Raw genomic sequence first — 12,852 nt, forward strand, 5'->3', positions numbered from 1 at the left:
AGCACCTCCCATCGTGCCGACCAGGAGCCCGTTTCCTCACCCCCACCCCACCGTCGGCAACGTCATGACCCACAACAACTAGGCTGGCCGCCATGACCGAATCGACCACCCGTCCTCAGCCCGCCGCGCCCTCCGACCCCACCGAGGCGGCCATCGTCGCCGCCGTCGACGAGAACCTGCCCGGTACGCTCGAGTCCCTCGCCGGCCTCGTCGGCATCCCGGGCATCGCCTGGGCCTCCTTCGACCCGGAGAACCTGCAGCGCAGCGCCCGCACGGTGGCCGGACTGTTCGGCGACCTCGGGCTCGACGCGCAGGTGCTCAGCGTCGACGACGGCGACCGCGCCGGCGGTCCCGCGGTCGTGGCCACCCGCCCCGCCGCGGCCGGCCAGCCGACCGTGCTGCTGTACGCGCACCACGACGTGCAGCCCCCGGGCGACCCGGACGCGTGGGAGAGCGAGCCGTTCACCATGGTCGAGCGGGACGGGCGCCTGTTCGGCCGTGGCGCGGCCGACGACAAGGGCGGCGTCATGGTGCACGTCGCCGCGCTCGGTGCCCTCGCGCAGGCCGTGGGGGAGAGCGGCGTCGGCGTCACCGTGTTCGTCGAGGGCGAGGAGGAGGCCGGATCCCCGACGTTCCGGGCCTTCCTGGACGCGCACCGGGACCTGCTGCGGGCCGACGTCATCGTCGTCGCCGACGCCGGGAACTGGAAGGCGGGCGTGCCGGCCCTGACGACGAGCCTGCGTGGGCTCGTCGACGCCACCGTCACCGTGCGGGTGCTGGATCACGGCGTGCACTCGGGTATGTTCGGCGGCCCCGTCCTGGACGCGGTGACCTTGCTGAGCCGCCTGATCGCGACGCTGCACGACGAGAACGGCGACGTCGCCGTCGAGGGCCTGGTGCAGGGCGAGGCCGAGGGCCTGGACTACGACGAGTCGGCCTTCCGCGCCGACGCGTCGATGCTGCCGGGCACCGAACTGGCCGGCACCGGCTCCCTGACGACGCGCCTGTGGAACCGGCCGGCGCTGTCGGTGATCGGCCTGGACGCACCCGCCGTGGACGTCGCCTCGAACACCATCACCCCGACCGCGCGGGCCAAACTGAGCCTGCGCCTGGCCCCGGGCCAGGACCCCGACGCGGCCATGGAGGCACTCGAGCGGCACCTGACCGGCCACGCGCCGTTCGGCGCGACGGTCGAGTTCGCCGTGGGGGAGCGGGGCCAGGCGTTCGACGCCGACGTCACGTCCACCGCCTCGGAGCTGGCGCTGCGGTCGCTGAGCGACGCGTGGGGCACCCCCGCCGTCACTGCCGGCATGGGCGGGTCGATCCCCTTCGTCGCGGACCTGACCGAGGTCTACCCGGAGGCGCAGATCCTGCTCACCGGCGTCATCGATCCCGACACGCGCGCCCACGGCGCGAACGAGTCGATGGACAAGGCCGACTTCCGCAACGCCATCGTCGCCGAGGCCCTGCTGCTGCACCGGCTGCGGCGCTGAGAATCCGCACGTCGCACCGTCCGGCGGCAGGGCCGTCACCTGCTGCCGGACGGCTGCGGTGACGACGTACGATGGAACCACGCCGTCGGGCGCCGGGCGCGAGAACACGCGTGCCGAGCCCGGTCAGCACAGAGAGGACTCACCGTGAGCGCATCGACCACCGAGACCGTGGACACCGCAGACCTGCCCACCCATGACGTCAACCTCAGCGACGTCGCCGCGCAGAAGGTCGCCAGCCTGCTCGAGCAGGAAGGACGCACCGACCTGCGGCTGCGCATCGCGGTGCAGCCGGGCGGCTGCTCGGGTCTGATCTACCAGCTCTACTTCGACGAGCGGATCCTGGACGGCGACGCCGTCCGCGGGTACGACGGGGTCCAGGTCGTCGTCGACAAGATGAGCGTGCCGTACCTGGCTGGTGCGAGCATCGACTTCGAGGACACGATCGCGAAGCAGGGCTTCACCATCGACAACCCGAACGCTGCCGGCTCCTGCGCCTGCGGCGATTCGTTCCACTAGGAGCACCCGGAGCCCGGCGGTCGACCCGCCGGGCTCCGCCGCTGATCAGACCTCTGCACCGGTGCCCGCCACGCGGCCCGGGGTGGGGGCGGGGAACCCGATCTGGCGGTAGGCTCTACAAGGAGTAGTAAAGCGGTGACGTTCCCGGGGCACCGTCGAAAGACGGAGCGGAACGGCAGGCACCGCATCTCGTACCGAAGAGGAAGGGCCGTTTCGTGACTTCGCGGAAACCCAACGGCGGGCGCCGGTTCCGTCTCGCCGGGGCGGTGGCCATCGGGACAGCAGCGGTCGTGCTGCTGTCCGGTTGCACCAGTCAGGCCAGCAACGGCTGGCTGCCGTCCGAGCGGGACATCACGGACCGCTCGCACTACATCTGGGATCTCTGGATCAACTCGTGGATCGCGGCGCTGGCCGTCGGTCTGCTGGTGTGGGGCCTGATCCTGTGGTGCATCATCGCCTACCGCCGCCGCAAGACCGACAAGGGCTACCCCCGGCAGCTGAGCTACAACCTGCCGATCGAGATCTTCTACACTTTCGTGCCGCTGGCCATGGTGTTCGTGCTCTTCTACTTCACGGACGTCGCGCAGACGAACATCCTGCAGCGCAGCGACCACCCGGACCTCGTCGTCGACGTCCGCGCCAAGCAATGGTCCTGGGACTTCAACTACGTCCAGCAGAACACCTACGACTCGGGCACCCAGGCGCACCTGGACGGGCAGCCCGGCGCGAAGGACCGTCTGCCCACCCTGTACCTGCCGGTGAACAAGACCGTCGAGTTCCAGCTCAACGCCCGCGACGTCATCCACTCCTTCTGGGTTCCTGCGTTCCTCGAGAAGATGGACATGATTCCCGGCAAGACCAACTATCTGACGATCACTCCGCAGAAGGAGGGTCAGTTCGACGGCAAGTGCACCGAGCTGTGCGGCGAGTACCACTCGGAGATGCTCTTCAACGTCAAGGTGGTCAGCCAGGCCGAGTTCGACCAGCACATGCAGCAGCTGCGTGATGGCGGGCACAGCGGCCAGATCGGCAAGGACTACGACCGCAACGCGGACCTGACCCCCAACGCAGTGTCGGAAGGCTGAGGAAATCGTGTCGACTTACGACTACACCGCTGAGGATTCGGCCGTCTCTGCAGCGCCGCGGGTGGTGCCCCGGTCCAAGGGACGGATCGTGGTCAGCTGGCTGACCAGCACGGACCACAAGACCATCGGGTACATGTACCTGATCGGCTCGTTCATCTTCTTCTGCATCGGCGGCGTCATGGCACTGCTGATCCGCTCGGAGCTCTTCGAGCCCGGCATGCAGATCCTTCAGACGAAGGACCAGTACAACCAGCTGTTCACGATGCACGGCACGATCATGCTGCTGATGTTCGCGACGCCGCTGTTCGCCGGCTTCACCAACGTCATCATGCCGCTGCAGATCGGTGCCCCGGACGTCGCCTTCCCGCGGTTGAACGCGCTGGCCTTCTGGTTCTACCTGTTCGGCTCCTCCATCGCCGTCGCCGGCTACATCACCCCGCAGGGTGCCGCGTCGTTCGGCTGGTTCGCCTACGCTCCGTTGTCGAACACGACGTTCTCGCCCGGTGTGGGTGGTGACCTCTGGGTGTTCGGCCTCGCGCTCTCCGGCTTCGGCACCATCCTCGGCGCCGTCAACTTCATCACGACGATCATCTGCATGCGCGCCCCCGGCATGACCATGTGGCGCATGCCGATCTTCACCTGGAACGCCCTGGTGACGTCGATGCTCGTGCTGATGGCGTTCCCGCCGCTGGCCGCCGCGCTGTTCGCCCTCGGTGCGGACCGCCGGTTCGGTGCGCACATCTTCGACCCGGCCAACGGTGGCGCCATCCTCTGGCAGCACCTGTTCTGGTTCTTCGGCCACCCCGAGGTGTACATCATCGCGCTGCCGTTCTTCGGCATCGTGACCGAGATCTTCCCGGTGTTCTCCCGCAAGCCGATCTTCGGCTACAAGGGCCTCGTGTTCGCGACCATCGCGATTGCCGCGCTGTCCGTGACCGTGTGGGCGCACCACATGTACGTGACCGGCTCGGTCATGCTGCCGTTCTTCGCCTTCATGACGATGCTCATCGCGGTGCCGACGGGCGTGAAGTTCTTCAACTGGATCGGCACGCTGTTCCGCGGGTCGGTGACCTTCGAGACGCCGATGCTGTGGTCGATCGGCTTCCTGATCACCTTCCTGTTCGGCGGCCTGACCGGCATCATCCTGGCGGCCCCGCCGCTGGACTTCCACGTCTCCGACACGTACTTCGTGGTCGCGCACTTCCACTACGTCGTGTTCGGCACGGTCGTGTTCGCCATGTTCGCCGGCTTCTACTTCTGGTGGCCGAAGTTTACCGGGTCGATGCTCAACGAGCGCCTCGGCAAGGTCCACTTCTGGATGCTGTTCCTCGGCTTCCACGGCACCTTCCTCATCCAGCACTGGCTGGGCGTCGTCGGCATGCCGCGGCGGTACGCGGACTACCTGCCCGAGGACAACTTCACCTGGATGAACCAGATCTCGACGGTCTCTTCGTTCGTCCTCGGCGCCTCCCTGCTGCCGTTCTTCTGGAACGTGTACAGCACCTGGCGCCGCAAGGAGAAGGTCATGGTCGACGACCCGTGGGGCTTCGGCGGCTCGCTCGAGTGGGCCACGTCCTGCCCCCCGCCGCGGCACAACTTCACGTCCCTGCCGCGGATCCGCTCCGAGCGCCCGGCTCTCGACCTGCACCACCCCGAACTGGCGGCGCACTCCGCTCCGCCGAATGCCAGCGCCGCGGTGTTCGGCCCTGCTGACCGAGGAGAACGCTGACCCATGCGCGTCGAGACCAAACTCTTCCTGTTCATGGTGCCGTTCTTCATCGTGGTGGGTACCGTCTACGGCTTCATGACCCACTGGATGGAGCCCGTCGGGTTCCTCGGGATCTGGCTCGTGGCCGCACTCGCCGCCATGATCGGCCTGTACCTCTGGTACACCGGCCGGCGGGTCGGATTCCGGCCTGAGGACCGCACCGACGGTGAGATCCACGAGGGCGCCGGCGAGCAGGGCTTCTTCAGCCCGTGGAGCTGGTGGCCGCTGACCCTGGCGCTGGCCTGCGCGGCCATGATGCTCGGCATGGCGGTCGGCTGGTGGATCGTCTTCATCGGCGTCGGCTTCGCCGTCATCGGCCTGGTCGGCTGGGTGTTCGAGTACAGCCGCGGTGATCACGCACACTGACGTTCCGCGAAGGACGTGACGAGAGGCCCGGGCGGGTGACCGCGCCGGGCCTCTCGCGTGTCCGCGACCGTTACCGGCGACGTCGTCGGCAGGACCGGCGGTGACGCCGGGTGAGAGGGGAGCTGTGCACGAGGGGATGACGGGGTACCGACGCGTGCTGGCGCATCTGCGCGAGGACGTGCTCGGCGTCCTGGAGCCGGGGGACGGTCTGCCGCCGGAGCGGGAGCTCGCGATCCGGTTCGGTGTCGCCCGGATGACGGTGCGGCGGGCGCTCGACGAGCTGGCCACCGAGGGGCTGATCGACCGGCTCGTGGGGGTCGGCACCTTCGTCGCCTATCCGAAGCGGAACATCCACGTCCAGCTGACCTCGTACACCGAGGAGATGACGCGCCGTGGCATGATCCCGACGGCCACCGTGCTGGATTTCGGTGCGGTGGCCGCGTCGGACCATGTGGCCCGTCAGCTGCGGCTCGAGCCGGGGGACGCCGTGCTGCGATACCGGCGCCTGTTCTATGCGGACGGGCAGCCGATGAGCGTCGACGAGAACTTCCTCGTGCCGCAGCACGTGCCCGGCATGGCCAAGGCGTCCCCGCCGCCGTCGCTCTACCGCTATCTCAGCGAGGAGTACGGGCTCGTGATCGACTGGGGCGAGGACACCATCGAGGCGACGTCCGCGACGCCGTCGCTGGCGCGCCTGCTGACGATCGACGCCCGGGATCCGCTGCTGAAGATCGAGCGGCGGGCCTACGTCGGCCGCGTCATCGTGGACTTCTCCGTCTCCTACTACCGGGCGGACCGCTACCGGCTCTCCGTGCCCCTGCAGCGCCCTCGTCGCGCCCAGCAGCACCGCCCGGTGCTCCGGGGTCGCTGAGGCCGCTCACAGGCCTCCTGGCCGCGTCCTGATCGCGTCCTGTCCGCGCTCAGGCGCGGTCGTGCAGCGTGATGAGGTAGCCGTCGGGGTCGGCGAAGGTGAACGTGCGGCCGAACGGGCCGTCGACGGGCGCCGCGACGATCGTGTGGCCGTCCGCGGCCAGGGCGTCGTGGATCTCCTGCACGTCCGTGGCGTGCAGCCAGATCGCCGCGCCGATCCCCGGCTGCGCGGCACCGTCGAGATCGGTGCCCGCGACGACGTCGCGGAGAGCGAAGGCGATCGGCGTGGTCGTGAAGACGACGGCGTGCGGCGGCCCGGCCGGGGAGCGCACGAGGCCGAGGTAGCGCTCGTAGAACGCTCTGGACGCCTCCAGGTCGCGTGCCTGGAGGGAGATGAAGTCGGGTCCGGTGACGGGCATGGTGTGCTCCTCCCGGTCAGTGTCAGGAATCTGACACGCATCAGTATGTCAGAATGCTGACATGAAGCACAAGGCTGAGGGTGTCGACCTCGAGACGTCGCTGGGCTATCTGCTCAAGGAGGCCTCCAACGCACTGCGGTCCGCCATGGACGAGGTGCTGCGGCCCCTGGGGATGACCGTGACCCACTACTCGTGCCTCGAGCTGCTGGCCCAGAGGCCCGGCCTGTCCAACTCCGAGCTCGCCCGCGGTGCGTTTGTCACGCGGCAGTCGATGAACGTCCTGCTGCAGTCCCTCGAGCGGGACGGCGTGGTCACCAGGCCGGCCGAGGCACCGGTTGGCAAGGCGCTGCCAGCCCGCCTCACCGCGCGCGGCAGACAGAGCCTGGAGCAGGCGACGGCGGCGGTGCGGTCCGTCGAGCTGCGGATGCTGGCCGGGCTCTCCGACGACGAGCAGGCTGTCGCGCTGCGGGTGCTGCGGAGCATGGTACGGTCGCTGCGCGCCTGAGGTCGACGGGGGAGACCGGGCCGTTCAGCGCCCGTGCGCGTGGCGATCCCTGACATGCCACGGGGCCGGCAGGACGATGTCCTGCCGGCCCCGTGACCGGAGAGCCGGAACTCAGTGGCCGATGCTGGCCCGCTCCGACTCAGCGGTCTCGATCTCGTCGTGGCCCCCGTGGGAGTGCGCCGCCTCGAGCTCGGCCGGCGTGACGGGTGCGACCCGGTCCTCGAAGAAGAACCGCGACAGCCGGCCACGGACCCGCTCGGCACCGGAGACCTTGCCGTTGCGACCCGGACGCGCCTCCAGCACCTCGGGGGAGTCGAAGTTGATCATCCGGTACAGGCGGTAGCGGTCGACGGGCTCGTGCACCTCGATGAACTCGCCGTGGGGCAGTCGCACGATGCGGCCGGTCTCCCGACCGTGCAGCGCGATCTCGCGGTCCTTGCGCTGCAGAGCCAGGGCGATGCGGCGGGCGATGATGAAGCCGAGGATCGGGCCGATGAAGAACAACGCCCGCAGCCAGTACGTGACGTCGTTCAGGGCCACGTGGAAGTGGGTGGCGATGAGGTCGGAGCTCGCCGCGGCCCACAGCACGCAGTAGTAGACGACGCCGGCGACGCCGATGCCCGTTCGGGTCGGGGCGTTGCGAGGGCGGTCCAGGATGTGGTGCTCCCGGTCGTCCTTTGTCACCCAGCGCTCGATCCACGGGTAGAGGAACATGACCGTGAACAGGATGAGCGCGGGCCCGAGGGCCGGCAGCAGCACGTTCAGCGTGAGCGTCCAGTGCCCGAAGAGCACGAACTCCCAGTGCCACGGCCAGGTGCCCGGCATCAGGCGCAGGGCACCGTCGACCCAGCCGATGTACCAGTCCGGCTGCGTGCCGGCGGAGACGGGGGAGGGGTCGTACGGGCCGTAGTTCCAGATCGGGTTGATCGTGAACGCCGCGGCCATCAGTGCGATGACGCCGAAGACGATGAAGAAGAAGCCACCGGCCTTCGCCGCGTAGATCGGGCCGACGGGGTAGCCGACGACGTTCGTCTCCTTGCGTCCCGGACCGGGGTACTGCGTGTGCTTGTGCAGCACCACCATGAACAGGTGGACGGCGATCATCAACAGGATCACGGCCGGGATCAGCAGGATGTGCAGGGTGAACAGCCGGGAGATGATGTGCGTCCCCGGGAACTCGCCGCCGAACAGGAAGAACGAGATGTAGGTGCCGACCAGCGGGATCGCCTTGATCACGCCGTCGATGATGCGCAGGCCGTTGCCCGAGAGCAGGTCGTCCGGGAGCGAGTAGCCGGTGAAGCCGGCCGCCAGGCCCAGGATGAGCAGGACGGAGCCGACGACCCAGTTGAGCTCACGCGGCTTGCGGAACGCACCGGTGAAGAAGACGCGGAGCATGTGCACCGCGTTGGACGCCACGAACAGCAGGGCCGCCCAGTGGTGCACCTGGCGGATGAAGAGGCCGCCGCGGATGTCGAACGAGATGTCCAGCGACGACTGGTACGCCACGGACATCTGGACGCCCTTCATCGGCACGAACGTGCCGGCGTACTGCGTCTCGGCCATCGACGGGTTGAACCAGAACGTCAGGAAGGTGCCCGAGAGTAGCAGGATGACGAACGAGTAGAGCGCCACCTCGCCGAACATGAACGACCAGTGGTCGGGGAAGACCTTCCGGCCGAACTCTTTGACCATGGCGGAGCCGCCGACGCGCTGGTCGACGAAGTCGGCCATCCGTCCGACGGCGGTCGGCGCCGTGTAGGTGGTACTGCGGTGATCAGTGGTGGTGGATGACATCAGCCACGCTCCCAGAAACTCGGACCCACAGGCTCGTGGAAGTCGCTTTGTGCAACGAGGTAGCCCTGGTCGTCGACCATGATGGGCAGTTGGGGCAGCGGATGGGACGCCGGCCCGAAGATGACCTTGCACTCCTGCGTCAGGTCGAACGTCGACTGGTGGCACGGGCACAGCAGGTGGTGCGTGTGCTGCTCGTACAGCGCGACGGGGCAACCGACGTGGGTGCAGATCTTCGAATAGGCCACGATGCCCTCGTAGCCCCAGTTCTCACGCCCGGGGGAGGGGTTGAGGTCCTCCGGGTTCAGGCGCATCAGGAGCACGACGGCCTTGGCCTTCTGCTCGAGCTTGTCCTCGGCCTCGTTGAGGCCTTCGGGGATCACGTGGAAGACGGAGCCGATCTGCACGTCCGCCGCCCGGATGGGGGTGCCGTCCGGGTCGCGGGTCAGGCGCACGCCCTTGTTCCACATGGTGTGGCGCAGCGCGTCGCCCGGCAGCGGCCCGAGGTCGCGGAAGATCGCGATCGCGGGCAGCACGGCCAGCGCACCGGCGCCGATGAGGGTGTTCCGGATGAGCGGCCGGCGAGCGATGCCGGACTCCTCGAGGATGCCCTTGACGATGCCCTCGGCGTCGCGGCGGTCGGCCTCGGGACGGATGGTGTGCCGTTCCTCGACCCACTCGTGGTCCGGCATGAGCGTCTTGGCCCAGTGGACCACGCCGATGCCGATGCCGAACATCGCGAACGCCGTGCCGAGCCCGAGCAGCAGGTTCTGCAGCCGGAGCGTGGCCACGGTGTCGTCGAGCCGGATGAAGAAGTAGCCGAAGAAGAACAGCAGCGTCCCGATGATGGAGACGACGAACAGCAGGGACACCTGCCGTTCGCTGCGCTTCGCCGCGCGCGGCTGGGTGTCCGACAGGCGCGGACGGTGCGGCGGCAGGCCCGGGTCCGGGTGTGCCAGGTCGTTGGGTCGGCCGTCTGCCGTGGCGACTGCGCCGGAGTTGCCCGGGGTGCCGTTGCTACGGTCGCTCATGAGCCCCCTCATTCTTCGTCGTGGTGCTGATGTGTGTCGGGTTCCGATGCGCCGGGCGGGTCTCCCGCCGCCCGCGCACCGGGGCGGTGCTCAGGAGGACCGGGAGGTCAGCCAGATGGTGAAGGCGATGATGACGCCGAGGCCAGCGACCCACGCGAACAGACCCTCGGACACGGGACCGAGAGAGCCGAGGTCGGCTCCGCCGGGCGAGCCCTGCGCCTCGATGGTCTTGAGGAAGGTGATCAGGTTCCGCTTCTCGTCGGGCGAGATGTTGGAGTTGTTGAACACCGGCATGTTCTGCGGGCCCGTGACCATGGCCTCGTAGATGTGCTTCTCCGAGACACCCTTCAGCGCCGGGGCGAACTTGCCCCGGGTCAGGGCGCCACCGGCGGCGGCGGCGTTGTGGCACATGGCGCAGTTGACGCGGAAGACCTCGCCACCCTTGGCGGCGTCGCCCTTGCTGGTGTCCAGCTGCTCGTCGGTCGGCACGGCCGGGCCGGCGCCCAGGGACGCGACGTAGGCGGCCAGCTGCCGCGTCTGGGTGTCGTCGAACTGGACGGGCTTCTTCTGTGCCTGCGGGCCCTGCATCGCCATCGGCATGCGGCCGGTGCCGACCTGGAAGTCGACGCTGGCGGCTCCGACGCCGACGAGGGACGGGCCGGAGGTGCTGCCCTTGGCGCCCATGCCGTGGCAGGTGGCGCAGTTGGCGATGAAGAGCTTCTGGCCGGTGGTGACGTCCTCGGCCGAGTACGTCTCCTTCGACTGGGAGGCCTGGGCGGTGTTCGCGGAGCTCGCCGCGGCATACACCGTTCCGGTGATCAGCAGCGCCAGCAGGAGCAGCGCCACTGCCGCGAGCGGGTGCCTGCGCCGTTGTGCGAGTGACTTCACCTGTCCGTACCTCTTCCGTCGTGGTCGTGCGTCGTCACGGGGGCCTGGTTCGGCGCTGTCCGTGCGGGTCTCGATGGTGCGATGTATCTCGATTGTCGAGAGATCTGTGGTCTCATTCTCGTCCACCTCCGGCTGCCGTCAAGGCCGCCTACTTGAGGAAGTAGATGATGAAGAAGAGGGCGATCCACACGACGTCGACGAAGTGCCAGTAGTAGGAGACGACGACGGCGGAGGTCGCTTCGAAGTGGCCGAAGCGCTTGGCGATGAAGGCACGCCCGATGATGAAGAGGAAGGCGATCAGACCGCCGGTCACGTGCAGACCGTGGAAGCCGGTGGTCAGGTAGAAGGACGAGCCGTACGCGTTCGAGGAGAGCGAGATGTGCTCGGCCACCAGGTTCGTGTACTCGTAGGCCTGCACCGAGACGAAGATCGCGCCCATGATGAAGGTGAGGATGAACCACTCGACCATGCCCCACCGCGCGACGTTCAGCAGGCCGCCGGTCCGCCGCGGCTGCAGGCGCTCCGCGGCGAACACGCCGAACTGGCAGGTCACCGAGCTGAGGACCAGCACGATCGTGTTGGCCAGGGCGAACGGGACGTTCAGCTTGGCGGTCTCCTCGGCCCACATCTGCGGCGACGTGGAGCGGAGCGTGAAGTACATCGCGAAGAGGGCCGCGAAGAACATGATCTCGCTGGAGAGCCACACGATCGTCCCCACCGACACCATGTTCGGACGGTTGAGAGCGGGGTGCGCCTGGGGGCTCGGAGCGTGGGTTGCACTGGTCACCTTGCCATTATGGCTGGTAAAACCCTGAGCCACCAACGCAACTCGCCCGAACATGGCTCTGACGTGGGACGATACCTCAGAAATTTTGTCTACGAAGGATAGAAAAGGGGCTCGCGCTAGGATGCGCTCCCAGCGTCCGTCCAGCGACCCGCGAGCGGGCTCGCCGCGGACCCGGCGATAGGATCGACGCGTGAATCCGCAGCCCTCCCGTACGTCCGCCCGCTCGTCCGTCCCTGAGGGGTCCGCGGTGCGGTCGTGGCCGGAGCTGCTGACGGCGCTGCTCGCAGGCCGGGACCTGACGGCGGCGGAGACCGCGTGGGCCATGGACCGGGTGATGTCCGGTGAGCTCCCTGACGCCGCCGTCGCAGGCTTCCTCGTGGCGCTCAAGGCCAAGGGCGAGACGGTCGAGGAACTCGCTGGGCTCGTCGAGGCGATGCTCGGGCACGCCAACCGCCTCCCCGTCAGCGGGGACGCCCTGGACATCGTGGGCACCGGGGGAGACCGGCAGAACACCGTCAACATCTCGACGATGGCCGCCCTCGTGTGCGCGGGCGCCGGCACGCCCGTCGTCAAGCACGGCAATCGGGCGGCCTCGTCCTCGACCGGCACCGCCGACGTGCTCGAGGCGCTCGGCGTCAATCTGGACCTCTCGGTGGATGATGTCGCCGAGGCGGCCCGCACGGTCGGCGTCACCTTCTGCTTCGCCCAGGTGTTCCACCCGTCGATGCGGTTCGCCGCCGGCGCCCGCAAGGCCCTGGGCGTGCCGACGGTGTTCAACTTCCTCGGTCCGATGACCAACCCGGCGAGGGTCGACGCCTCCGCGATCGGCGTCGCCGACCCGCGGATCGGCCCGCTGATCGCCGGCGTCCTGGCGCGCCGCGGGAACCGCGCCCTCGTCTTCCACGGCCACGACGGCCTCGACGAGCTGACGACCACGGCGCCCTCGACCGTGTGGGAGGTGCGCGACGGCCGCATCACCGAGGAGGTGCTGGACCCGCAGGCGCAGCTCGGCATCCCGCGCGCGACGCTGGACGACCTGCGGGGCGGCATGCCGACGCACAACGCCGACGTCGTCCGTTCCGTCCTCGCCGGCGAGCAGGGTCCCGTGCGCGACGCCGTCGTGCTCAACGCGGCCGCGGGCCTGACCGCGGCCGCCCGCACCGCCGACGGCCCGCTGGCCGACCGCCTGGCGTCCGGTCTGGACCGGGCACGCCGCTCCCTGGACGACGGGGACGCCGCGCGGGTGCTCGAGCGCTGGGTGCGCTTCAGCGACGAGCGCGGCCGCTGACCGGCACGTTCCTCGGTCGCTGATCTGACACTGCCGATCGGCCCT

At 68.8% G+C, this 12,852-nt stretch carries 13 protein-coding genes; 8 read left to right on the plus strand and 5 right to left on the minus strand.

The annotated features are described in order from the left end of the window. Positions 1-92: 92 nt before the first annotated feature. The 6 genes from V6N00_RS08455 (at position 93) to V6N00_RS08480 (ending at position 6,099) form a co-directional block, all read left to right on the plus strand. Positions 93-1,493 carry a dipeptidase gene (locus tag V6N00_RS08455; RefSeq protein ID WP_334231653.1) on the plus strand — a complete coding sequence of 467 codons (1,401 nt, stop codon included), beginning with the start codon at positions 93-95 and terminating at the stop codon, positions 1,491-1,493. A 144-nt stretch (positions 1,494-1,637) separates the two neighbouring features. Further along, on the plus strand, positions 1,638-2,009 hold the full coding sequence (locus V6N00_RS08460) for a HesB/IscA family protein (protein WP_334231654.1): 372 nt from the start codon (positions 1,638-1,640) through the stop codon (positions 2,007-2,009). Positions 2,010-2,224: 215 nt separating this feature from the next. After that, complete coding sequence (gene ctaC / locus V6N00_RS08465; protein WP_334231655.1) at positions 2,225-3,094, plus strand: aa3-type cytochrome oxidase subunit II; 870 nt, start codon at positions 2,225-2,227, stop codon at positions 3,092-3,094. Between the two features lie 7 nt (positions 3,095-3,101). After that, complete coding sequence (ctaD, locus tag V6N00_RS08470; RefSeq protein ID WP_334231656.1) at positions 3,102-4,823, plus strand: aa3-type cytochrome oxidase subunit I; 1,722 nt, start codon at positions 3,102-3,104, stop codon at positions 4,821-4,823. Positions 4,824-4,826: 3 nt separating this feature from the next. Next, positions 4,827-5,228: a cytochrome c oxidase subunit 4 gene (locus tag V6N00_RS08475; RefSeq protein WP_334231657.1), complete on the plus strand. Its 402-nt coding sequence runs from the start codon at positions 4,827-4,829 to the stop codon at positions 5,226-5,228. A gap of 136 nt (positions 5,229-5,364) precedes the next feature. After that, positions 5,365-6,099: a GntR family transcriptional regulator gene (locus V6N00_RS08480; RefSeq protein ID WP_334231658.1), complete on the plus strand. Its 735-nt coding sequence runs from the start codon at positions 5,365-5,367 to the stop codon at positions 6,097-6,099. A gap of 49 nt (positions 6,100-6,148) precedes the next feature. Here V6N00_RS08480 and V6N00_RS08485 read toward each other — a convergent pair whose 3' ends face one another. Then, positions 6,149-6,517 (minus strand): VOC family protein, encoded by a 369-nt coding sequence (locus tag V6N00_RS08485; RefSeq protein ID WP_334231659.1) that lies wholly within the window; start codon positions 6,515-6,517, stop codon positions 6,149-6,151. 61 nt (positions 6,518-6,578) lie between these two features. On the opposite strand from V6N00_RS08485, the gene V6N00_RS08490 reads away from it, so the two are divergent. Continuing rightward, positions 6,579-7,022, plus strand: a complete 444-nt coding sequence (locus V6N00_RS08490; protein WP_334231660.1) for a MarR family winged helix-turn-helix transcriptional regulator — start codon at positions 6,579-6,581, stop codon at positions 7,020-7,022. A gap of 111 nt (positions 7,023-7,133) precedes the next feature. Here V6N00_RS08490 and qcrB read toward each other — a convergent pair whose 3' ends face one another. From qcrB to ctaE, 4 genes are all read right to left on the minus strand, one after another. After that, on the minus strand, positions 7,134-8,816 hold the full coding sequence (qcrB, locus tag V6N00_RS08495; RefSeq protein ID WP_416385055.1) for a cytochrome bc1 complex cytochrome b subunit: 1,683 nt from the start codon (positions 8,814-8,816) through the stop codon (positions 7,134-7,136). Continuing rightward, positions 8,816-9,844, minus strand: a complete 1,029-nt coding sequence (gene qcrA, locus V6N00_RS08500) for a cytochrome bc1 complex Rieske iron-sulfur subunit (protein ID WP_334231661.1) — start codon at positions 9,842-9,844, stop codon at positions 8,816-8,818. Before qcrA ends, qcrB begins: the two co-directional genes overlap by 1 nt. Positions 9,845-9,934: 90 nt before the next feature. After that, positions 9,935-10,732, minus strand: coding sequence for a cytochrome bc1 complex diheme cytochrome c subunit (gene qcrC, locus V6N00_RS08505; protein WP_334231662.1), 798 nt, complete (start codon positions 10,730-10,732; stop codon positions 9,935-9,937). A gap of 148 nt (positions 10,733-10,880) precedes the next feature. Beyond that, positions 10,881-11,519: an aa3-type cytochrome oxidase subunit III gene (gene ctaE, locus V6N00_RS08510; RefSeq protein ID WP_334231663.1), complete on the minus strand. Its 639-nt coding sequence runs from the start codon at positions 11,517-11,519 to the stop codon at positions 10,881-10,883. 190 nt (positions 11,520-11,709) lie between these two features. Here ctaE and trpD point away from each other — a divergent pair, with 190 nt between their 5' ends. Then, positions 11,710-12,807 (plus strand): anthranilate phosphoribosyltransferase, encoded by a 1,098-nt coding sequence (gene trpD / locus V6N00_RS08515; RefSeq protein ID WP_416385056.1) that lies wholly within the window; start codon positions 11,710-11,712, stop codon positions 12,805-12,807. Positions 12,808-12,852 lie beyond the last annotated feature (45 nt).

Origin of the sequence: Tersicoccus mangrovi (assembly GCF_036881825.1) — a bacterium.
In the GTDB taxonomy this organism is placed as follows: domain Bacteria; phylum Actinomycetota; class Actinomycetes; order Actinomycetales; family Micrococcaceae; genus Tersicoccus; species Tersicoccus mangrovi.